Raw genomic sequence first — 20,930 nt, 5'->3', positions numbered from 1 at the left:
TTTATTAACTATATAAAAAAGAAAATTATGAATAAAAATAAATTTCTATATAAAATAAAGGCTACTGTTGCAGTTGCATTGTGTGCTATAGTATTAGGTGCTTGTACAGACAATTTCTACGATATCAATAAAAATGGTTCTGAGCCTGATGATGAAGAATTTGGTGACTACAAGTTGAAAGCGTTTTTTTCTCAAATGCAAAACATTGTATATCCTGTACAGGAGAATGCTTATCAAATGTGTCAAAATCTGGTAAGCGATGTTTATGGTCGTTATCTGACTATTACAAATGATGGATGGAAAACCAATTATGCGATATTCAATGCGCCTTTAGGGTGGTTAAGTTCTCCATTCAACGACCCTTTCGATCAGATTTACGGAGCATGGGCAATTATCAAAAAATCTTACGATGAAGATGCAGACAGAGCGCATTATTTTGCCTTGGCGCAAATTCTTAGAGTAGCTGCGATGCACCGTGTAACAGACTCGTATGGTCCGATACCTTACTCTAAAGTAGCTAGTGGAAGCATTGTAGTTCCTTACGATACGCAAGAAGAAGTGTATAATGCGATGTTTACCGATTTGAATGATGCAATCGCAGTATTGACCGACTTTGTTGAGAAATATCCGAATTCAAAACCATTGAAAGAATTCGATCAGGTTTATGGTGGCGACTATGTGAAATGGATCAAATATGCAAACTCTATGAAATTGCGTATGGCACTTCGTATAGCATATGGAGACCCTGTATTGGCTAAGAAAATGGCAGAGGAAGCTGTTAGCCAAAAATATGGAATTATTTTAACCAATAGCGATAATGCATACAACGTATACCCTAAAAATCCATATCACAAAGTATGTACAGAATGGGGCGATTCTCGTGTAAGTGCCGATATTGTAACTTATATGGTTGGATATAATGACCCGCGTTTAGGACAATATTTTACAACAACATCTCCTGATGAGAAGTTTACAGGTAAATTAGAAGTACCTAAAGATGCATTTTTAGGGCTGAGATCGGGTATCACAATACCGAGCAAAAGCTGGGGTATGCAATATTCGAATGTAACATTTACCAACTCTTCTAAAGTATTGTGGATCAGCGCAGCCGAACTTGCTTTTGCTAAGGCTGAAGGTGTACTAAGAGGTTGGAATATGGGTGGAGGCACAGCCGAATCTCTTTATAAAGAGGGTATTGTACTTTCGTTCGAACAATGGAATGCCAGTGGAAGCGGTGACTATATGAATGATGATACCAGCAAGCCTGCTGATTATACAGACAAATCATTCCCTGCTAAAGCTTTAAGTACTATTACTATTAAGTGGAAAACAGGTGCTGATTTCGAAACCAATCTTGAGCAAATCATGACTCAAAAATGGATCGCTATGTGGCCATTAGGTATGGAATCTTGGAGCGAGCAACGTAGAACAGGTTATCCTCGTTTCTTCCCTGTTGTGGTGAATGACAATGCTGATCAGAGCTTGACTACAAAATTAGCTGCACGTATTCCTTATCCACCGAGTGAAAAGGAAAATAATTTAACCAACTATAATGCAGCATTACAGTTGTTAGGTGGAGCAGATAACTATAGTACAAAACTATGGTGGGACAAAAAAACTAATAAACCTTGATTGTTTGAGTTTATACTAATAAAAAGAGAGGCTGGTGATCAGTCTCTCTTTTTTTATTTTAGGGTAAAGTAGTGATTATTTTACAGGTAATACTTCAATCCAGTAATCGTCGGGATCGTTGATGAAATATAAACCCATGTCGTGATTTTCGTAACATACACAACCCATCTCTTTATGAAATTCGCGTATTTTATCATAATCACCTTCCACACGTATGCAAAGATGGCTTTCGTTCTCACCTAATTCATAAGCCTCTGTATGGTCTTTGAGCCATGTAAGTTCGAGGCTGAAAGGTGTAACTCCATCGCCAAGATAAACCAGTACAAACGCGCCCGTAGACGATTCTTTACGTCTGATCTCTTTTAAACCTAAAGCTTTTTGATAGAATTCGATACTTTTGTCGAGATTTGTAACATTGATATTAAAGTGGTCGAACCTTCCTTTTATTTCCATTATTTTATTCTTTAAAAATTAATACTTTCACCTCGGTGTTTCCAGCAAATTGATTTACAATCGTATTTCTGTGCTATTTTTTCGAATGCGGCTATTTCTTTATAAGCTTCGTCGAAATGCATAGGCGCAAAAATATCAGTTTTTATTATACTGACAAACTGCTCGGCTCCCTTCATGTAATCTTTGCCTAAACGTGGATCGACAGGGAACATTGCCAGATTGATATCCGTAACCTCATTTGTCAGAAGGTTTAGTTCCGATGAGTAATATGTCTCGGCTTCTTCTATTTCCTGAGGTGTCGATTCTTCATTCCAATGCCAATTGTTGAGGTCTCCGGCATGAAATATCGTTTTATCTTTTGTCCTGATAAGAAAAGAACCGCCTATATCGGTAGAACCGAAGGCTTTTATTTCTAACGTATCGTCTTTGTATATTTCAAGTTTATCTAAGTATATTATACCTTCATCTTTAATTTTGAGATTGTCGAGAATCTCTTTTGAGAAGATATATATAATATCATTTCTTTGCTTTCTCCATTCAAGTATTTCGGGTACAAAGTGATCGTGATGCGAGTGAGTGCATAATATATATAATTTGCCCTCTTTCTGCAATAGTTGTTTATGACCTATTCCCTCAGAAGCATTATCCGCAGAGTCTTTGTAATAATCTATTATGATTGTGAATCCATCACCTTCTATGGCATAGCCGCTGTGATATATGTAAGTTAGTTTCATCAGACGATGTAATATGGTTATATTACTATAACATCATTTCGGGTTGTTTAGTTTACTGTGCTTTATACCGTAGCAGAAATAAATGACAATTCCGATTGCACTCCAGCCTATAAGCCTGAGCCATGTACTCATTGGTAACGATAGCATCTGCATAATACAAATGCCTGCACCCAAAAGGGGGACAAAAGGTACAAATGGAGTTTTGAATGGGCGTTTTAGATCGGGTTGAGTTTTACGCAATACGAGTATAGAAAGGCACACAACGGTAAAGGCAAGAAGAGTTCCTATCGAAACCAGTTCGCTGAGAACATGTAATGGAAACAATCCAGCAAACAGGGTTGTTATCACACTGGCAAATATAGTTGCATTGTGCGGAATGCCATGCTTGCTGTGTATCTTCGAAAAGAATTTAGGTAGCAATCCATCCTTCGATATAGCATAATATATACGAGATTGACCAAGCATCATAACCAGTATAACCGAACTTAATCCTGCAATAGCCCCCAACTTAATAAATGGGCTAAGCCAAGCCAGTCCCTTTCCTGTGCTATCTATTGCCAGAGCGATTGGAGCTGACACATTCAATTCTTTATAGTTTACAATACCAGTCAACACGGCAGTTACAGCTATATATAGTAATGCACATATCATCAGGGATATAAGTATTCCTTTAGGCATATCCCGTTGAGGGTTTTTTGCTTCTTGTGCGGTCGTAGATAAAGCATCGAAACCTAAATAAGCATAGAAAACTACACCTGCGCCCCTAAGTATACCACTCCAGCCAAAATCGCCGAAGTTTCCTGTATTCTCAGGAATATAAGGTGTCCAGTTGTCCAGATTAATATAGGATAAACCGAACCCTATAAATAATAAGATTACCCCAACTTTAATTACTACAATTACATTATTTATTATGGCTGACTGTTTGATACCGCCAATAAGTAAGGCAGATACTATACCGACTATAAACACTGCAGGGAAATTAATAATGCTCCCTGTCATAAACCAACCGTCGGCTGTGTGGTCGAAGGTGGCATGCGATATTTGTGCAGGTAAGGTGATGCCCCATCCTATAAGTAAACTAGTCATATATCCTGACCAGCCAACAGCGACACTCGAACAGGCAAATAAATATTCGAGAATGAGAACCCATCCTATAAACCAAGCTATAAATTCGCCCATTGTAGTATAGCTATAAGAATATACGCTACCTGCAACCGGAATCATTGAAGCAAACTCTGCATAACAAAGTCCTGCCATAACACAACTGATAGCTGAAATAACAAATGATATAGTAAGAGCAGGACCGGCATAAGCTGCAGCGGCTGTACCTGTAATTACGAAAATACCTGTACCAACAATCGCACCGATACCAAGTGTAACCAGATTCGTAGCCGAAAGGTTACGTCTCAATCCCCCGTTTCCGGATTCGGATTCTTTTAATATGGCTGTGATATCTTTTTTTTTGAATAATTGTTGATACATAGTTCTTAGAATTTGAAGAATAGAATCGGCAAAAGTAGTAAGATTTTTGGAATGTGTAGACAATGTCTTGTATCTAAAACCCGAATTGTACTGTCTATTAGCATTTTTTGTCATAAATATACAATGTGGCTTAATTTTATATTGAACTATTTTGTTAAATTTGTTTTTGAGAATATTTAAACCGAATCTTATACCTTCTTCGATAAATCAACACTAAATATTTTCTATTCAGCATATGTGAAATATGTTGATGATAGGTTTCTAAATTATAAGACTCATATAATAAATTTAGATTTTAAAATATAAATATTACTACTATGGTTACACGACGAAATTTCTTAAAAACAGCAGCAATGGCATCCGCCGGACTAGCTGTGGGTAATCTCAGCATGAATGCCGCCAGCTATGGACGCGTTGCCGGAGCTAACAGAAAAGTTAATCTTGCGTGCATCGGTATCGGTAACAGGGGCGAACAAATTATCGGCGACTTTGAACAAACCGGCTTGGCAAATATAGTTGCTCTGTGCGATGTGGATATGGGAGCGCCCCATACTCAAAAAAGTATAGGTAAATATCCTAAAGCAAAACAATTCAAAGATTTCCGCCAAATGTTCGATAAAATGGGCAATGAAATTGAGGCAGTGATGATAGCTGTTCCCGATCATTCGCATTTCCCTATCACCATGATGGCAATGGCTTATGGTAAACATGTCTATGTGGAGAAGCCGATGGCGCGCACATTTTACGAAGCCGAACTGATGATGCAAGCTGCAAAGAAATATCCGAATGTAGTCACTCAAGTTGGTAACCAAGGGCATTCCGAAGCCAATTATTTCCAATTCAAAGCATGGATGGATGCAGGAATTATTAAGGATGTGACTGCCGTTTCGGCTCATATGAATAATCCGCGTCGCTGGCATGGCTGGGATACCAATATTTATAAACTTCCGGCAGGAGAACCTATTCCTTCGACCTTAGATTGGAATACATGGCTTTCTGCTGCTGCTTACCACGATTATAACAAACTGTATCATTATGGTGATTGGCGATGCTGGTACGATTTCGGTATGGGCGCTTTGGGTGATTGGGGTGCACATATATTAGATACTGTACACGAATTTTTAGATTTGGGTTTGCCATACGAGATCAATCCAGTGAAGTTGACAGGCCACAACGATTACTTTTATCCGACATCTTCTACTATTCTTTTCCGGTTTCCGCAACGTGCAGGTATGCCACCTGTGGATGTAACATGGTACGATGGAGTGGACAATCAGCCTCCTATTCCCGATGGATACGGAGTATCGGAACTAGATCCTAATATCCCGGCATCAGGAGCCGGCGAAATAAAAGCAGCGGCACTCAATCCGGGTAAGATAATATACAGTAAAGATTTAACCTTCAAAGGCGGTTCGCATGGAAGTACACTATCTATTATACCCGAATCGAAAGCTAAAAGCATTATATTACCCGAAGTGCCCGAAAGCCCATCTAATCACTTTGCAAACTTCTTGCTGGCATGTAGTGGTGTTGAGAAAACTCGTTCGCCATTCGAAATACATGGTCCACTAAGTCAGGTATTCTCGCTAGGAGTGATGGCTCAACGTTTGAATACAAGGTTATTCTTCGATAGCCGTACCAAACAAATTACGAATAATCAGTTTGCAAATGCTATGCTGACAGGTATACCGCCACGCAAAGGATGGGAAGATTTTTATAAAATATAAATAAGATTGTAATGAAAAAATATGTATTAATACTGTTAACCTGTCTCTTTGCAATAAGCATTTCAGCACAGGATACAAAGTGGGAATCCTTATTCAACGGGAAGAATTTGAAAGGCTGGAAAAAGCTGAATGGAAAAGCCGAATATAAGGTGAAAGATGGAGTTATTATCGGGATATCGAAGTTCGGTGAACCGAATACTTTTTTGGCAACTGAGAAGGATTATGATAATTTTATACTAGAGTTCGATTTTAAGGTCGATGATGTACTTAATTCAGGTGTTCAGTTCAGAAGCCAGAGTCTTAAAAGTTTCAATAATGGTAGAGTACATGGTTATCAGTTCGAAATAGATCCTGCTCCCCGTGCGTGGACAGGTGGTATTTATGATGAAGCCCGCCGTGGTTGGCTTTATCCGATGACATGTAATCCTAAATCTCAGAATGCATTCAAAAATAATGAATGGAATACGGCTCGTATAGAGGCTATCGGCAATTCTATCCGTACGTGGGTAAACGGCATTCCTTGCGCTAACCTGTGGGATGATATGACTCCCACAGGTTTTATAGCATTACAAGTACATGCAATAGGCAATAAGAGCGAAGAGGGTAAAACTATCTCATGGCGAAATATAAGGATTTGCACTACTGATTTAGAGCAAAACAGAACACCCGAAAGCAAAGCTGCACCCGAAGTAAATGCTATTCCTAATACACTCTCTGTAAGAGAAGCTAAGGATGGCTGGAAATTATTGTGGGATGGTAAAACTACTGATGGTTGGAGAGGAGCTAAACTTACTGCATTTCCGGCTAAAGGCTGGGTTGTAGATAAGGGTATCTTGAAAGTGATAAAAAGCGACGGAGGAGAATCTACAAACGGAGGCGATATCGTTACCGAACACATGTATAAAAACTTTATGTTAAGAGTCGATTTTAAAATTACCGAAGGGGCTAATAGTGGTATTAAATACTTTGTAAATCCCGGTTTGAACAAAGGTGAAGGATCAGCTATCGGTTGCGAATATCAGGTATTAGACGATTTGAAGCATCCGGATGCCAAGTTAGGCGTGAAGGGTAACCGAACATTGGGATCGCTGTATGATCTTATTCCTGCGCCGGATAATAAGCCTTATAAGCCGAATGAATTCAACACGGCACTTATTGTTGTCAAAGGCAGTCATGTAGAACATTGGCTCAATGGCGTAAAGATTGTTGAATATGAGCGAAACAATCAAATGTGGAATGCTTTGGTTGCATACAGTAAATTCCGTGATTGGCCTAACTTTGGGAATGCAGAAGTTGGTAACATTCTTTTGCAGGATCATGGAGATGAAGTGTGGTTTAAAGATATAAAAATAAAAGAATTGTAATTAAATCGATCTATAAAATAATGTGAGTTTGATGCTTTATTGTGTCAAATTCACATTATTTGTAAATATCGCATTTAAACTTAGCTATACAGTAATATTATCTGCATTTTTTTTTATTATCTTTGTTTTCTCTAAAAATAGAAGACAGAATGAAAATCACAATTATTGGAGCGGGGAATATGGGGGGTGCTATTGCATGCGGTCTTGTTGCTGGCAATGGTTTTGCACCACAGAATATAACGGTTATTGATCATACAGGAAAAAACGTATCGCGACTTAAGGATTTTGACCCGAACATGAATGTTGTGGTGGGTACTTATGATTCGTTGAGTGATGCCGATGTTGTTATTTTAGCTGTCAAACCATGGCTTATTGAAGAGGTGGTCATGGAACATAAAACTTTGTTGGAAAATCCCAATCAGATGCTTGTATCTGTTGCAGCAGGCATTACGTTAGCTCAATTGGCAGGATGGACTAAACTTCAAAAGCCTGTTTACCGTGTGATGCCAAATACGGCTATAGCTCTGCGAGAGAGCATGACTTTTGTCTCTTCTATTAATGCAACAGAAGAACAAGATAGGGTGATAATAGATGTCTTTTCGGAATTAGGAAAGGTTGAATATATTTCCGAAAAATTATTGCCGGCAGCAACTTCACTAGGTTCTTGCGGTATTGCCTTTGCTTTTCGATATGTACGGGCGGCAATGGAAGGTGGAGTCGAAATGGGGCTTTATCCCAATCAGTCGAGAGATATTGTTATACAGACACTACGTGGTGCAATTGATTTACTTGAAGCGAATAACTCCCATCCTGAGGCTGAAATTGATAAAGTTACTACTGCCGGAGGGATTACAATCAAAGGGCTTAACGAAATGGAGCATGCCGGATTTACATCTGCTGTAATCAGGGGATTAAAAGCCAGTAATGTGAAATAACCAGAATAAATTTAGAAATAATAAAAAGCAGCTATGAAGAGAGTTATAGCTGCTTTTTTGTTTGTTGTTTTCTTAGATCTCACTTCGCAAAAACTCATTGCGTTCTGATTAAGAATTAGGAACAAATGGATACATCCTCTGTCATTGGCTTTGCCGAACGTATTTATTGTGAACTATGAGATGTTCGCTCGTAACAATAAATAAATTACATATAAATTGCTTTTTTCCTTTCAGCACGGCAGAGAGATGCAGCCTCTAAATTAATTCGCCACTAAATTATACAGACTTGATATCGTATAAAAACGGATGAATACTTTGTTCGTATCCGTGTCACTAAACTTAACGTTTTTGTCGCAAATATTTACAATATCAAGTTTAATCTGCCTTTCTTAGAAGATTTTAAAGTTGTTTTTACTATACTCTCTTTTCTTCTCTGTCATTCCGAAACGTAGTGAGGAATCTGTCTGTTTTATAATGAGACAACAACAATAAATTCCTCACTACGTTTCGGAATGACAGACTGTACAAACGATAGATACTAATCATAACTTATAATTCTTAATTGTTTACACACTCTCTGATCCCTTCTTTATGGAAGGCTAGGAGCTGTTAGTTTTCGAACTCCCACCAGCCTACTTCATTATTGATAATATCTATATCTCACTTTGTAGTATCACATTGTATTGTAGATTATTATTGAATAAGGTTAAAATAAAAGTGAAATTTGACACATCTGTTTCGCATATATATGTTATCTTTACAAATTAGTAACGGACTGTCCTGACGGATTTGAAGACGAACTATCGAGGCTTATTTATCGCCATCTTTTAAGTAAGATGACCCTCCAAAAGCCTCCCCAGACAGAAGAAAGAAAAACTATATATAATGATTTACAAATGGAATTACGAAGCCCTAAAAAACCAGCAACTAGAGCAAAGAGATAAGCTCGCTAAGGAATTAGGTATCAGTCCTATCCTTTGTCAACTATTAATGAAAAGAGGTATTGCTTCGGTAGATGAAGCGAAGAAATTTTTCAACCCCGACTTGAGAGATTTGCACGACCCCTTTCTTATGCCCGATATGGGCAAAGCCATTGATAGAATAGAACAAGCACTGGGACAAAAACAACGTATATTGATATACGGAGACTACGACGTGGATGGAACCACTGCTGTGGCTCTTGTGTATAAGTTTTTACGCAAGTTCACGACCAATCTCGATTACTATATTCCCGATCGTTACGACGAAGGATATGGTATTTCGGAGCAGGGAATAGATTATGCCGATGAAACGGGTGTAAAACTGATTATTGCTCTCGATTGCGGTATCAAAGCTATCGAAAAAGTAGCTTATGCTAAAAGTAAAGGAATCGATTTCATCATCGGCGACCATCACATGCCCGATGATGTATTGCCCGATGCAGTGGCAGTTATAGATGCTAAACGGTTGGATTCTACTTATCCCTACGAACATCTTTCAGGTTGTGGTGTAGGGTTCAAGTTGGTACAGGCATTAGCTCAAAATAATAAAATAGACTTTTCGGAACTAACGGAGTTACTCGATTTAGTGGCTGTTAGTGTTGCATCCGATATTGTACCTATAACCGGTGAAAACCGCATACTTACATACTATGGACTGAAACAGATTAATTCAAATCCGAGTCTAGGCTTGAAAGGAATTATCGATATTTGCGGACTAACTTATAAAAATATCACGGTAAGCGATATTATCTTTAAGATAGGGCCACGTATCAATGCTTCGGGTCGTATGATGAAAGGCAAAGAAGCAGTTGACTTGCTTCTGGCAGGAACAATCGAAGATGCGCGTGAAAAAAGTGCAAATATAGACCATTACAACGATAACCGCCGCGAGCTGGACAAACGTATCACCGATGAAGCCAACACTTTTATCGATGAACACGTAGATATGAGTAAAAAAAACAGTATTGTTATTTATGATGAAAGCTGGCACAAAGGAGTAATCGGAATAGTAGCATCCCGATTGACAGAGAAGTACCTCCGTCCGGCTGTTGTACTTACTAAATCGCATGGATATATCACCGGATCGGCTCGTTCGGTCATGGGATTCGACGTTTATAAAGCCATCGAGGCATGTAAAGATATTCTCGAAAACTTTGGTGGTCATACATATGCTGCCGGATTATCGCTCAAAGAAGAGCATCTGGCAGAGTTTAAACGCCGTTTCGAAGCACAGTCGATGGAAATGATCGCACCCGAAATGATGCGCCCTCAGATAGATGTTGATGCTGAACTGCCGTTCAAAGAAATAGATGCTAAATTCGCCCACGATTTAGCTCTTTTTGCACCGTTTGGACCCGAAAACTTGAATCCGATCTTTACAACCCGTAATGTGCAGGATTATGGAACCAGCAAACTGGTCGGTAAGGACAATGTGCATCTGAAGTTGGAAATGATAGACCAAACAACGTCTTTTCCTAAAAACGGTATTGCGTTCAGGCAAAGTGCTTATTATGATATGGTAAAGGAAGGAACTCCATTTGACATCTGTTATACTTTAGAGGAAAATACACATAATGGGAAAACAAGCGTTCAACTTTATGTAAAAGACATAGATACAGGACAATTAGTCAACAAATAAAATATAGAAAGGAGTAGGATATGAAGAAGAATTTATTATTAATTACTACATTATTGTCTCTTTCGCTATTAGCATGTAGTAGTAAAAGTGCTACAACAGAGGCTGATAAAAATAGTGTAACCGATACATTGAGAATGAAGCAGAATGATAGCTATATTCCGGCTGATATCTATAAAGGCGCAGATGAAAAAGAATTGAAAGTTACTCTGGTGGGGCATGGCTCGGTCATGTTTGAATATGAAGGTAAAATTATTCAGGTAGATCCTTACTCGTCGGTAGCTGATTATTCAAAATTACCAAAAGCTGATTTGATTCTCCTTACTCATGAGCACAGAGATCATCTTGATAGTGCTGCTATTGCTCTGACTAAAAGGGCTGATACTCATTTTATTGTATCTAAGGTATGTAATGAAATTTTAGGATATGGCGATATTATGAGTAATGGAAATAAAACCGAATGGAGTGGTATTGCTATCGAAGCAGTTCCTGCCTATAATATTGTAAACAAGTTACCCAGTGGAGAACACTATCATCCTAAAGGTAGGGGCAATGGCTATGTACTTACTTTTGGTACACTAAAAGTTTATGTGGCTGCCGATACAGAAAATATACAGGAAATGAATCGAGTGAAAGGAACAATAGATATTGCCTTTTTACCGAAGAACCTACCTTATACAATGACTGATGAAATGTTTATAGATGCAGCTAAAAGAGTTGCTCCTAAAAACTTATATCCGTATCATTTCTCAGAATTTGACGAAGCTAAAATTGGTGCTGCTCTTAAAGATACCGGTATTAAATTAGTGGTAAAACCAATGAGCAATAAGTGAATAATTAGTTAATATGCCAATATGCCAATGAGTAAATGTCGTTATCGAAGCATATAATTGCAGTTGTTTAATTGGCATATTGGCACATCACTAGAAATGGATACTTTTCACAAGATATTACATCGGTATTGGGGTTATACCAAGTTTCGCCCATTACAAGAAGATATTATCCATTCCGTCAGTCAAGGAAAAGATACACTGGGGCTTATGCCCACAGGTGGAGGGAAATCACTGACCTTTCAGGTGCCGGCAATGGCGATGGAAGGTCTTTGTCTTGTCGTAACACCACTTATTGCCCTGATGAAAGATCAGGTAGATAACCTTCGTCAGCGTGATATAAAAGCACTGGCTGTCTATTCGGGGATGACTCATCAGGAGATACTTACTACTCTCGAAAATGCCATTTACGGCGATTATAAATTTCTGTATGTTTCTCCCGAGCGTTTATGTACAGAGCTTTTCTTAAACAAGCTCAAGCACATGACCGTATGCCTGCTTGTGGTAGACGAATCGCATTGTATATCGCAATGGGGATATGATTTTCGTCCTTCTTACCTCAAGATAGCCGATATTCGCGAACATCTGCCAAATGTTCCTGTACTTGCTCTGACAGCGACTGCTACTCCCGAAGTCGTAAATGATATTCAAGAGCGGCTACATTTTGCTAAAAAGAATGTTTATCAAAAGAGTTTCGAGCGAAATAATCTGGCCTATATTGTCCGTACGACAGAGAATAAGCCCGAAGAATTGGTCAAAATTGTAGAAAAGATACAGGGTTCAGCCATCATTTATGTACGTAGCCGTCAAAAGACAAAAGAGATTTCTGATTTTCTTGTAGCCAATGGCTTTTCGTCAGATTACTATCATGCCGGATTGAGCGGCAATGATAAAGTACGTAAGCAAAATGCATGGAAGAATAACGAAAGCCGTATCATTGTCAGTACCAATGCCTTTGGTATGGGTATCGATAAGCCCGATGTTCGTTTGGTGGTACACACCGATTTGCCCAATTCCATCGAGGAATACTTTCAGGAAGCAGGCCGTGCAGGTCGCGACGGAAAAAAGGCTTATGCTACAATTCTTTATACCAAATCGGATAGTACCAAGCTAAAGAAGCGTATTCGAGATGAATTTCCCGAACGAGACTTTATTGTAAATGTCTATGAATCTTTATCATATTTTTTTCAGATAGCCGAGGGATTCGGTATGGGCATGGCTCACGACTTTAGTATCATGCAGTTTTGTGCTACTTACAAATTACCTGTTTTGCCGACACATAATGCCCTTAAAATACTCGATTTGGCAGGTTATATAGAATATACCGATGAGGTAGATAACCGTTCGCGGCTGTTGTTTCTTGCTTATCGCGACGAATTGTACCAATATAATTTCAGTAAAGAGTACGACGAGCTGATCAGCATGATTCTGCGACTTTACACAGGCTTGTTCTCTAACTATACTACTATTGATGAAAAGGCAATAGGACATCGATTAAACAAAACACGGAAAGAGGTCTATGAGATGCTCAAAATGCTGAAAAAGAGAAATGTGATAGATTACATTCCCCACAAAAAAACGCCTCTTGTTGCATATACCCGCCCTCGCCAGAATGTGAAATATGTAAGTATTCCGCAGCTGGTTTATGAAGAACGTAAATCACGTTTTGAGAAACGCATTACAGCTATTACCGATTATGTGGAAGGCAACGATATCTGTCGCAGCCGTATGTTAATCAGTTATTTTGGAGAACATGATATAAAAGGCTGCGGTCAATGCGATGTTTGTCTTACAAAGAATGATAGTGGTTTGAGCAACAAACGTTTCAATGATATATCTTCATTAATCAAGGATCTTTTAAGCGAGAACAAAATAGTTAGCACGAAATCTATTTTAGATTCCCTGTCCGATTATCGCCCCGATGATGTGAGCAGTGTTATCCGTTTCCTTGTAGATAGGGGAGAACTGCTGCTGCATCTGGATAGGGTGCGACTTCCTGACTAACCATTAATTAGACGCATAGTTTCGTAAGGAAGAGACGAAAATCCCAGTTGTTTATAAAGATCTTTTCCATCTTCTGTCGCTATTAAATCAATGGTAGTAACCCCTATAGCTTTTGCTTCTTCTATAATTGCTTGAATAACTTGTGTGGCTATACCTTGTCTTTGATATTCCTTATAAGTAAGTACATTCAGTAACGTTCCGGTAATACCGCTGATAAACGAAGGACTGGCTGGTCTTTCCTGAGTCATTAAGAATGCTGTTGAAACTATTTTACCTTCTTTACAGGCAAGTATAGCTACAAAATCACCCAGTGAAATGTGTTTCGAATAATAGCTTCGTGATTGATCTCTTATAATACTTTCATCGTTTTCAGACAAATGACCTATTTGTACTTTCAAAAAATCGATACGAAGTTGTACGAGATCCTCTATATCTTTTTGAGTTGCTTTGCGAATACTTATTAGAGACATACTATATCAATATAATTTTTTACAATCCTACGCTCTCTCTTAAAAAGTCGATGGATTCGAAGATATCCTCTTTACTGGCTGTCTGATCTATTTTTACTTTACCCACGTCCGACAACAGAGTGAAGTTTACAGTATCAGCCGATTCATTCTTTTTGTCGTGCTTCATATATTCGTACAAACGTTCGTAATCGTCACAATCGAAAGGGAAGCCCTCGTAATTATCTTTTATAAAATAAACAGTAGAATACAATTTATCTTTTGGAAAATTACTTATTTTCTGAGACAGATACAGTTCACAGATGATACCCCAAGCCACTGCATAACCATGTTGAACAGGCTTATTTATCTCGTACGAAAGGCTCTCGAAAGCATGACCGATGGTGTGGCCTAAGTTCAGTGCCTTGCGTAGTCCTTTTTCGAAAGGGTCTATTTCTACAATCCGTTCTTTCACGCCTACCGATTCTACAACTAGTTCTTTCAGTTTGCTATAGTCGATTTCTTCGGTATTGAAACTAATAGTTCTTTTCCAAACCTCGTCACTGTCTATTAGCCCGTGTTTAATCATTTCGGCATAACCCGATAAGAAATTCTGATGATCTAAACTTTTAAAGAATAGTGAATCTATCAGTACAGTTTCGGCAGGGGCAAATGCACCTATCTCGTTCTTCAATCCATTGAAGTTAATGCCTGTCTTGCCTCCTACGGCAGCATCTACCGCCCCTAAAAGTGTAGTGGGTATATTGATGCATTTTATGCCACGTTTGAAACTGGCGGCGGCAAACCCACCAATATCAGTAAGCATACCTCCACCAAGATTAACAAGTAATGAATGACGTGTTGCTCCATTTTCTGAAAGAAACTTCCAGATGGAAGCAAGTGATTCTATATTCTTATTGTTATCTCCTGCTTTAATAACGATCTTACCTGCTTTAGCTATCTGCTCATTATCTCGAATAAAAGGATAGCACAGTTTTTCGGTGTTCTCGTCCGTAAGTACAAACAGCCTGTCGAAAGGCAACTGTTTGAGTATATTTGATAAATCTTTATTTATATCAGTCGATTTGATTACTTTTTGCATGCTTATTCTCTTTTATTAAAAACAACTACCTTCTTCAAATTTATATCCTCGAAGGAGTTCATCTATTTTCATCGCTTTCTTTCCTGCCAGCTGAATTTCTTTTACATCGATAAATCCATCTTTACAGGCAATATGCAGATATGTTTTATTATCAGTATGTATACTGCCCACGTGATGCGATTCTTCTGAAAACAGAATGTCGGCAGCATATATTTTTACTAATTGTGCATCTTTATCTTTATCGCTCAATTCTGTCCATGCAGCAGGGTAAGGTGACAAACCTCTGATTAGGTTATATATACGTTTTGCTGAATTGTTCCAATCGATACGGCATGTATCTTTAAATATCTTCGGGGCGGCTTTCAAGTCACTCTCTTCTTTAATAAATTGCTGCTGATCTACTGCATCTACTTTATCTTCTAGAAGCATGTCAACTGTTTTGCGGACTAACTCTGCACCCATACTCATTAGTTCATCGTGAATCTTACCTGCATTGTCACTTTCCCCGATCGGCACTTTTTGCTGAAGAATAATCTTACCAGTATCTATCTCATGCGTAAGAAAAAAGGTAGTAGCACCTGTCTCTTTCTCACCATTTATAATTGCCCAATTGATAGGGGCAGCACCACGATATTGAGGCAACAGTGAAGCATGTAGATTGAATGTTCCTAAACGGGGCATATTCCAAACTGCTTCGGGAAGCATACGAAAGGCTACTACGATTTGCAGGTCGGCATTCAAGGCTTTTAAATCGCTTAAAAAGGCTTCATTTTTTAATTTTTCGGGTTGCAGCAGAGGTAGATTTTGCTCTAAAGCATATTTCTTTACTGCCGAATATTGTATTTTATGTCCTCTTCCACTCGGCTTGTCGGGCATAGTGATAACTCCGACAATATTATAATCGTTTTCGACAAGTATCCTCAAACTTTCTACTGCAAAGTCGGGAGTACCCATGAAAACGATACGTAAATCTTGTTTATTCATTCCTTAGTTTCTTGAACGAGGTGTATTTTCTTTATCTTTATTTCTGAAAATTCCTCTTTGAAAAAATATTGTTTTGATAAGCCATAACATGATCACTGTCACACATGCAACTGCAATAGTTGCGCCCGATCGTAGTATAATTTTCAGCGAAATTGGTTGTATATCCCACAATGCCAATACCAGAAGGGTGGCTCCTGTGAGAATAATAATTGTAGAAAGAACACCAATAAATGATTTCATAAATGTTGATTTTTAATGGTTTATTCAATACAAATATAGGAACAATCAATTGAACTCAATTTGAAAGAATCATTTTTAATTCTTAAAATTTTGCCTATTGGCTCTACTGAATTTATTCTTCGGTAAAATTTTCCACCAATATCTCCCTATATCCATTTAGTATACTTGATTTGGATACAAAACCGAGATATATTCCATTCTCATCTATAACGGGTAGATTCCAGGCTTTAGTTTCGTCAAAGAGGTTCATTATCTTATCTGTCGCCATTGTTATGACAACAGTTGCCGGTGGAGAAGTCATGAAACGTTTTACTTTGAAGCGGTTGTATAGTTCAGGACGAAACATTATATTCCGTATATTATCGATCATAACAATTCCAAGGAAATGATTCTCTTCGTCTACTACCGGAAACACATTTCGTGGCGAACGAGATATTACTTTTACAAGATCGCCCAATGTCATTTCGGGGTTTATCGTTTGGAATTCTGTTTCTATCAGCGATTTTATTTTCATCAGAGTTAGTACCGCTTTATCTTTTTGATGGGTAATCAATTCTCCTTTCTGAGCCAGACGCATCGAGTAGATACTATGTGGTTCGAACATTTTGATTGTAGCAAATGAGCACGCCGAAACAATAAGCAGTGGTAATAACAATTCGTATCCCCCTGTTAGTTCTGCAATAAGGAACGTTCCTGTCAAAGGTGCATGCATTACTCCGGCCATAACTCCGGCCATGCCCATCAGAGCGAAGTTCTCTTCGGGCAAAAGAGGGATGTATTGTCCTAATGACGAGTTGTTGAGAATAAATGCAAATATAAATCCTGCAATAGCTCCCAGGAATAGCGAAGGTGCAAATATACCACCCGTACCACCACCACCATTCGTTGCACTCGAAGCAAATACTTTCAACAAAAGCACTGCACTAAGGAATATAACGATTGTCCAACGAGTATCTTGAAATTGGAAAAACAAGCTATTATCGAGCAAATGACTATAATCTCCCGAACCATCTATCAGAGCGTTTATTGTATCGTAACCTTCCCCATATAATGGTGGTAATAAAAATATAAGTACACTAAGTATGCTGGCTCCGAGGATGAACTTTCTCCAATAAGATAATTTTTTGAATTTACCCTCTATCCAGTTCATTGCCCGCGTAAAATATAAGGATACAATTCCACAGAAAGCACCGAGCAGAATTACATAAGGGATACGCTCCATCTCGAACTGATCCGTATGAGAATATGTAAAGAGTGCTTTAGTTCCCATGGTCAGGTAAGAAACGGTAGCAGCTGTTACTGAAGTTACAAGTAAGGGTAATACGGTAAAGGTTGTCAGATCGAGTAAGAGAACTTCTACCACAAATACCAATCCTGCAATAGGTGCTTTAAAAATACCTGCAATGGCACCAGCTGCACCACAACCGATGAGCAGCATCAGGTAGCGTTGCTCGAGCTTGAATAAACGACCAAGGTTAGAGCCGATTGCCGAACCGGTCAACACGATAGGAGCCTCAGCTCCGACCGATCCCCCGAATCCGATCGTGATCGAACTGGCTATTATTGATGTATATGTATTATGCAGCTTGATAAAACTTCTGCTTTGCGATATCGCATATAAGATTTTGGTAACCCCATGGCTGATATCGTCTTTTACTATATATTTTACATACAGCCCTGCAATAAGGATACCTACAACCGGATATACCAAATACAAATAATTCGCTTTATCTTCTATCAGATTGGATGTAAGCAGATGTTGTATAAAGTGGATCATCGTTTTAAGAACAAACGCAGCTAAAGCGGTGAAGATTCCGATTAGAAAACTAACGAATAAAACGACCTGTTTTTCTTTTACATTCTTCGTTTTCCAAATAATAAAACTACTGTAGATATTTTTGAGAAGCATCATTGTTAAAGGTCAGAGACCTATTTTTCGCTTTGAAGAGTGTAATAATCAAAGCTTGTTGTTAATTATAACTAGGCAATATAGTAAATATTTTTCACATTATATAATCGCGTATCAAAAGTAGAAAAAAATGAGCATATTCAATAATATTTCAAGGATAAGTGAGTGTTAAAAGAAGGGAGTGGATAATATAGGAAATTTAACCCGCTATACCAGCTATTTAGATTTAAGATATATGTGTTACTAAAGATTACGAAATGGGGTAAGATTAGGTTCATACAAAAAAAGGATGTCGCTTACAGGCGACATCCTTTGCTAATTCAGCTAAATATGTTCTCTATTATTTGCCAATTTTAGAATCTCGTAAACAATCCAAAATTAAATAGTCCTTTATACCCAAATCCCATTTCACCGAAGAAACCCAATCTGTCGCCATATTTCACACCTATAGGGCTTAGTTGGAAATTTAGATTTGTATGACTTTTGGTATCTTCGCCTCCGTCGTTCATTTTATACTTCTGATCGTATATTGTACCTCCCAGACCGACGGTACTATAAAATGTGAAATTCTCTCTTCGGAAATAAATATAATCAGCTTCAGCTGCAATTGTATAATAGTGGCTCTTAAGTTCACCACTTTTCATAACATCAACAAAAGCTGTGGCTCCGGCTCTCTCATACGAAAAATTGGCACCCACATTAATTTTTTCGTTTAAACTATATTTGTATCCCAAATTAAATGCGCCGTTAAAAGTTTTATCGCCTCCGACTACATTCTTTGTTGCATCTGTAATCAGAATGTCTGATAAACTGTTTATAGCCTCATTTGATGTACCCACACCGTATCCGCCTCTTAATTCGTGTCTCCTATTTTGTGCTGATAGGTTAAAAGCCAAGCATACTAAAAATAGTCCCAATATAATCTTTTTCATATATTTTTTTTGTTTAGTGTTAAATAATTTTTAAAAACTAGCATATATTAATATAACAAAAGATTATTTTAAGAGTTTTCAGTATAGACTTATTTTTTGATAGAAAAAATCTAAGCGTGTTATGAGAAAAACGATACCTATGCATCTTATCCATTTACAGACTATTACACTTAATTATATGGCGAGTCGATTCATTGGGGATAAGTTGCAATGGTGTATGCCAAACAAAAAGGGTGCGAAGTATACTTCGCACCCTTTTTGTTCTTACCTTATCTCTTAATGGCCAATTTAATTAAACGAATACACGACTCTGTCATCCCGAAATGTAGTGACGAAATGGAGGATACTGGACGATAGCAGAGACGAATATTGTGGGTTCTCCTGTTATTATTTTACAGCAGGCTGTACCCATTTGAATATATAAGAGTCAGGTGGTACAACCAATCGTTCCGAAATTTTAGTCATACGTGCAGGTAGCTTCATTAGAAAATCGCGGGCGCGTTCGGCTTCGTCCGTCAATCCTGTAATTTTATCTATATTCCATTTATTTATCAGTTTTTGCATGATGTCTACATAATCGGTGGCAGTATATACTCCTATACGTTGTGCTGCATTCGAGAATTGTTCGAAGGCCGTACTTATCTTTTGTCCCGATTCTCTTAAAAAATGGGCAGGCATAAGAATCTTTTGCTTCATCATATATTGAAAAGCAAGCATCATTTCGCTCGCATCTACCTCGAATATAGAATTGACAAATTCACTGTATGCATGGTGGTGTCTCATCTCGTCGCTTGCAATGCGTTTACACATTCTCGACAATTTATCATCTCCAGCCTTTTTAGCCATTTCTGCAACGCGATTGTGCGACACAAATGTAGCGAGTTCTTGAAAACTGGTATAAACAAAGTTTTTGTAGGGATCGCGCCCTGTACCAATATCGAATCCGTCACTAATAAGATGTTGAGTGGTTTGCTCGATTTCTCTCATATTCACTCTGCCAGAAAGGTAAAGATACTTATTTAGCAGGTCGCCATGGCGATTTTCCTCACTCGTCCATTGTCTGATCCATCTCGACCAGCCGTTACGTTCCACATTGTCTATGCCTTCTACCTGCATCAGCCACGATTCGTATGTGGGTAGGGCTTCCTCGGTAATGGTGTCGCCTACCAGCACCACCCAAAAGTCGTAAGGTAGATCTTTGGCCAGTTCGCGCAATTCTTTTACATCATCGAAAAACGTTTCTTTTTCCGAATTGGGTAAATAGTCGGTTGGCTGCCATATTTTTTCGACAGGTATTAAATATTGATCGATAAAGGTATCGACATTTTTCTCTAAGAAGCGCATGACTTCTAAGCGGATATTTTTTGTGGACATTCTATTGTGTATTATGTATGTTATGCCTTTATAGTAAAGGGCTCGTGTTTGTAAAGGTAGGATTATAAATGAATGGTAATCTGTAAGGTGTCGGATTTCTTTTTTTTATAACTTATTTTATGATAAGAGTGGTGTCGTTATGTTTGTAATTAGTTTTATCTAT

The 20,930-nt window shown here is 38.2% G+C and carries 17 protein-coding genes; 7 read left to right on the top strand and 10 right to left on the bottom strand.

From position 1 onward, the window contains the following. Positions 1–27: 27 nt before the first annotated feature. Entirely contained in the window at positions 28–1,632 is a 1,605-nt protein-coding gene (locus tag G7Y56_RS09330) for a RagB/SusD family nutrient uptake outer membrane protein (protein WP_165042936.1), read from the top strand. A 75-nt stretch (positions 1,633–1,707) separates the two neighbouring features. Here G7Y56_RS09330 and G7Y56_RS09325 read toward each other — a convergent pair whose 3' ends face one another. From G7Y56_RS09325 to G7Y56_RS09315, 3 genes are read right to left on the bottom strand one after another with little or no spacing between them, the layout of a single operon-like run. Continuing rightward, positions 1,708–2,085, bottom strand: coding sequence for a VOC family protein (locus G7Y56_RS09325; protein ID WP_165023501.1), 378 nt, complete (start codon positions 2,083–2,085; stop codon positions 1,708–1,710). An 11-nt stretch (positions 2,086–2,096) separates the two neighbouring features. Then, a complete protein-coding gene (locus G7Y56_RS09320; RefSeq protein ID WP_165023498.1) occupies positions 2,097–2,819 on the bottom strand; it encodes an MBL fold metallo-hydrolase in 723 nt (240 codons plus the stop codon). A gap of 33 nt (positions 2,820–2,852) precedes the next feature. Next, the gene (locus tag G7Y56_RS09315; protein ID WP_165043039.1) at positions 2,853–4,304 is read right to left on the bottom strand and encodes an amino acid permease; all 1,452 of its coding nucleotides are present in this window, start codon (positions 4,302–4,304) and stop codon (positions 2,853–2,855) included. Between the two features lie 317 nt (positions 4,305–4,621). On the opposite strand from G7Y56_RS09315, the gene G7Y56_RS09310 reads away from it, so the two are divergent. The 6 genes from G7Y56_RS09310 (at position 4,622) to G7Y56_RS09285 (ending at position 13,780) form a co-directional block, all read left to right on the top strand. Then, entirely contained in the window at positions 4,622–6,031 is a 1,410-nt protein-coding gene (locus G7Y56_RS09310) for a Gfo/Idh/MocA family oxidoreductase (protein ID WP_165042934.1), read from the top strand. An 11-nt stretch (positions 6,032–6,042) separates the two neighbouring features. After that, positions 6,043–7,395 (top strand): DUF1080 domain-containing protein, encoded by a 1,353-nt coding sequence (locus tag G7Y56_RS09305; protein WP_165042932.1) that lies wholly within the window; start codon positions 6,043–6,045, stop codon positions 7,393–7,395. A 149-nt stretch (positions 7,396–7,544) separates the two neighbouring features. After that, complete coding sequence (gene proC, locus G7Y56_RS09300) at positions 7,545–8,330, top strand: pyrroline-5-carboxylate reductase (RefSeq protein ID WP_165042929.1); 786 nt, start codon at positions 7,545–7,547, stop codon at positions 8,328–8,330. 885 nt (positions 8,331–9,215) lie between these two features. Further along, positions 9,216–10,949 carry a single-stranded-DNA-specific exonuclease RecJ gene (recJ, locus tag G7Y56_RS09295; protein WP_165042927.1) on the top strand — a complete coding sequence of 578 codons (1,734 nt, stop codon included), beginning with the start codon at positions 9,216–9,218 and terminating at the stop codon, positions 10,947–10,949. A gap of 20 nt (positions 10,950–10,969) precedes the next feature. After that, entirely contained in the window at positions 10,970–11,779 is an 810-nt protein-coding gene (locus G7Y56_RS09290) for an MBL fold metallo-hydrolase (RefSeq protein ID WP_165042925.1), read from the top strand. A 96-nt stretch (positions 11,780–11,875) separates the two neighbouring features. After that, positions 11,876–13,780 carry an ATP-dependent DNA helicase RecQ gene (locus G7Y56_RS09285; RefSeq protein ID WP_165042923.1) on the top strand — a complete coding sequence of 635 codons (1,905 nt, stop codon included), beginning with the start codon at positions 11,876–11,878 and terminating at the stop codon, positions 13,778–13,780. On the opposite strand, the gene G7Y56_RS09280 is transcribed toward G7Y56_RS09285, so the two are convergent. The 7 genes from G7Y56_RS09280 to G7Y56_RS09250 form a co-directional block, all read right to left on the bottom strand. Further along, positions 13,777–14,250, bottom strand: coding sequence for a GNAT family N-acetyltransferase (locus tag G7Y56_RS09280; protein WP_165042921.1), 474 nt, complete (start codon positions 14,248–14,250; stop codon positions 13,777–13,779). The two genes, G7Y56_RS09285 and G7Y56_RS09280, sit on opposite strands and share 4 nt — an antisense overlap. A gap of 19 nt (positions 14,251–14,269) precedes the next feature. After that, positions 14,270–15,334 carry a 3-dehydroquinate synthase gene (gene aroB / locus G7Y56_RS09275; RefSeq protein ID WP_370457680.1) on the bottom strand — a complete coding sequence of 355 codons (1,065 nt, stop codon included), beginning with the start codon at positions 15,332–15,334 and terminating at the stop codon, positions 14,270–14,272. Positions 15,335–15,343: 9 nt separating this feature from the next. Continuing rightward, positions 15,344–16,312 carry a methionyl-tRNA formyltransferase gene (gene fmt / locus G7Y56_RS09270; protein WP_165042917.1) on the bottom strand — a complete coding sequence of 323 codons (969 nt, stop codon included), beginning with the start codon at positions 16,310–16,312 and terminating at the stop codon, positions 15,344–15,346. 3 nt (positions 16,313–16,315) lie between these two features. Beyond that, positions 16,316–16,552, bottom strand: coding sequence for a hypothetical protein (locus G7Y56_RS09265; protein WP_165042915.1), 237 nt, complete (start codon positions 16,550–16,552; stop codon positions 16,316–16,318). Positions 16,553–16,664: 112 nt separating this feature from the next. Continuing rightward, positions 16,665–18,461, bottom strand: coding sequence for a chloride channel protein (locus G7Y56_RS09260; protein WP_165043037.1), 1,797 nt, complete (start codon positions 18,459–18,461; stop codon positions 16,665–16,667). 353 nt (positions 18,462–18,814) lie between these two features. Next, complete coding sequence (locus G7Y56_RS09255; protein WP_165042913.1) at positions 18,815–19,393, bottom strand: outer membrane beta-barrel protein; 579 nt, start codon at positions 19,391–19,393, stop codon at positions 18,815–18,817. Positions 19,394–19,780: 387 nt separating this feature from the next. After that, a complete protein-coding gene (locus G7Y56_RS09250) occupies positions 19,781–20,767 on the bottom strand; it encodes an acyl-ACP desaturase (protein WP_165042911.1) in 987 nt (328 codons plus the stop codon). Positions 20,768–20,930: the final 163 nt, after the last annotated feature.

It is taken from the genome of Dysgonomonas sp. ZJ709 (assembly GCF_011039195.1).
GTDB lineage: Bacteria > Bacteroidota > Bacteroidia > Bacteroidales > Dysgonomonadaceae > Dysgonomonas.
This window is presented reverse-complemented; position numbering and strand designations above follow the sequence as displayed.

Excerpts from the sequence above, each read along its gene's own strand:
- G7Y56_RS09315 (WP_165043039.1), bottom strand. The coding sequence starts at position 4,304 with ATGTATCAACAATTATTCAAAAAAAAAGATATCACAGCCATATTAAAA.
- G7Y56_RS09320 (WP_165023498.1), bottom strand. The coding sequence starts at position 2,819 with ATGAAACTAACTTACATATATCACAGCGGCTATGCCATAGAAGGTGAT.
- proC (WP_165042929.1), top strand. The coding sequence starts at position 7,545 with ATGAAAATCACAATTATTGGAGCGGGGAATATGGGGGGTGCTATTGCA.
- G7Y56_RS09250 (WP_165042911.1), bottom strand. The coding sequence starts at position 20,767 with ATGTCCACAAAAAATATCCGCTTAGAAGTCATGCGCTTCTTAGAGAAA.
- G7Y56_RS09325 (WP_165023501.1), bottom strand. The coding sequence starts at position 2,085 with ATGGAAATAAAAGGAAGGTTCGACCACTTTAATATCAATGTTACAAAT.
- recJ (WP_165042927.1), top strand. The coding sequence starts at position 9,216 with ATGATTTACAAATGGAATTACGAAGCCCTAAAAAACCAGCAACTAGAG.
- G7Y56_RS09260 (WP_165043037.1), bottom strand. The coding sequence starts at position 18,461 with ATGCTTCTCAAAAATATCTACAGTAGTTTTATTATTTGGAAAACGAAG.
- G7Y56_RS09330 (WP_165042936.1), top strand. The coding sequence starts at position 28 with ATGAATAAAAATAAATTTCTATATAAAATAAAGGCTACTGTTGCAGTT.
- fmt (WP_165042917.1), bottom strand. The coding sequence starts at position 16,312 with ATGAATAAACAAGATTTACGTATCGTTTTCATGGGTACTCCCGACTTT.
- G7Y56_RS09310 (WP_165042934.1), top strand. The coding sequence starts at position 4,622 with ATGGTTACACGACGAAATTTCTTAAAAACAGCAGCAATGGCATCCGCC.
- G7Y56_RS09265 (WP_165042915.1), bottom strand. The coding sequence starts at position 16,552 with ATGAAATCATTTATTGGTGTTCTTTCTACAATTATTATTCTCACAGGA.
- G7Y56_RS09305 (WP_165042932.1), top strand. The coding sequence starts at position 6,043 with ATGAAAAAATATGTATTAATACTGTTAACCTGTCTCTTTGCAATAAGC.
- G7Y56_RS09280 (WP_165042921.1), bottom strand. The coding sequence starts at position 14,250 with ATGTCTCTAATAAGTATTCGCAAAGCAACTCAAAAAGATATAGAGGAT.
- G7Y56_RS09285 (WP_165042923.1), top strand. The coding sequence starts at position 11,876 with ATGGATACTTTTCACAAGATATTACATCGGTATTGGGGTTATACCAAG.
- G7Y56_RS09290 (WP_165042925.1), top strand. The coding sequence starts at position 10,970 with ATGAAGAAGAATTTATTATTAATTACTACATTATTGTCTCTTTCGCTA.
- G7Y56_RS09255 (WP_165042913.1), bottom strand. The coding sequence starts at position 19,393 with ATGAAAAAGATTATATTGGGACTATTTTTAGTATGCTTGGCTTTTAAC.